This window comes from Corynebacterium gottingense (genome assembly GCF_003693265.1).
GTDB lineage: Bacteria > Actinomycetota > Actinomycetes > Mycobacteriales > Mycobacteriaceae > Corynebacterium > Corynebacterium gottingense.
In genome coordinates this window covers 1-1,602 of sequence record NZ_RDRE01000116.1, presented here as the reverse complement: position 1 = coordinate 1,602, position 1,602 = coordinate 1, and the positions used below count along the sequence as shown (strand labels likewise).

Here is a 1,602-nt window from a genome sequence, read left to right as displayed (position 1 = left end):
CGCAGGCGAGGGGCGCGCTCGCGAGTCTGGCGCAGCGCCGTGACCGTGGCGAATGGGATCACGAGCGCCGCGACGACCAGCGGCGTGACGTAGTAGCACAGCGCGAGGCTGGCCGCCGTGATGAGCAGCGCGACGGCGGTGCATGGGACCCAGAGCCGCCAGTTGGACGTCGCCGCCGCCCACCCCCACGTCAGCGCCGGGCGGATGCGGACCGTGCCCGCGCGTGAATGTTCCTCCTGCATACACCGCACGCTACCAAAGTTCCCAGGGTTTGCACGGGTACGTCCCCTATTAATTTCTGCCGCGGTATGTGCTGTGCTTATCGACGGGAACCGGTCCCCGCGACGCCTCCCGGTACGCGTGGGCGTACGCCAGCAGTGAGAGCGGGATCGTCACCAAAAGGCCCAGGCCAAGAACCGCGGCGCCGAGAATGTTGAGGACCGTGCACGCCAGCGCAAGGGCGAGCAGCGGGAAATAGTTGCGCACGCCGCGCCGGAACCCGCGGCCGATCGCCTGGCCGATCCCGCTGCCGTCCGCCGCGAAGAACGGCATGAGCGCCCACAGCGGCGATACGGCAAGGTAGCACAGCAAACCGATGCCCAGCATGATGGGACCCATCGGCGTCCCCTCCGGCACGTCCCACGGCAACGTCTGGTGAAGCGCCCAGCGCACGGCGGAGGGCACTGGCCACGAAATCGCGGCGGCGAACAGCCCGACCACCACGGTCTGCGCGAAGTGCAGGGGCTTCGCCTCCCCGATCGAGAACGTGATGCGGTCCGTCTGCCGCAGCGCCGCCGACACGGCAAACGGGACCACCACGACAAACCACACGGCGGGGAAGAGGAACAGCGCAACGATGAAAAGCAGCGGGTTGCCAGCCACGACACTGATGACGAGGAACGCGAACGTCAGCTGCACGCACGTGGCCCAGTTTCCGGTGAACGCGGCCCACGCCCAGGAGAACGCGCGGCCCACCCGGACCCGCCCGGTGCCGGGCTCGGTAGGCCAGGCCTGCGGGTCGAGGTACGTGTTGCTGGCCTGGGCGTACGGGTTTTCGCCGGGGGCTGGTGTGGGGGCGGGTGTGGGTTTTTCGGGCTCCGTTGGTTCCGTGGGCTCTGTCGGTGCTGTCGGCTCTGTGGGCTCCTCCACTGTGCGGCCCACGGCCTGGCAGTACGCGTGGGCGAACGCACACACGACGATCGGCACCGCCACCAGCAGCCCGACGCCGATGCAGACTGCGCCGATGAGCAGGGTGAGCAGGGACAAGGCTTCGAGGGCCATGAGGCGCAGCCAGTTCGCGGCGGCGCGCTTCGTCGCGGCCAGCAGGCCGTGGCCGTCAGCGGCGGCGAGGGGCAGGAAGCTGCACAGGGGCGCGAGCACAACAAAGGCCACGAATCCGCCGAGGATGAACCAGGCGGCCGGGTCGGCGTAGAGCGGGGTGGGTGGTCGCTCACCGTACGGGTCCACCAACGCGGCGAAGGAGGGGGCTGCAATACCCAGCCAGAGGGCGAAGCTCAGGAAGCCGATGAGCTCCACCACCGCCGTCGCGCCGAGTGTCTGGAAGGCGCGGGGGAACTCCAGCTCGGTCAGGCGCAGCCGGGG

Annotated in this window: 1 protein-coding gene and 1 pseudogene; both read right to left on the bottom strand. The window is 69.5% G+C overall.

From position 1 onward, the window contains the following. A partial coding sequence (locus tag EAW56_RS12070; protein WP_147453328.1) for a hypothetical protein occupies positions 1 to 242 on the bottom strand: 242 nt, incomplete at its 3' end. Positions 243 to 291: 49 nt separating this feature from the next. Beyond that, positions 292 to 1,602, bottom strand: a pseudogene (locus EAW56_RS12810) (hypothetical protein); the annotation flags it as partial.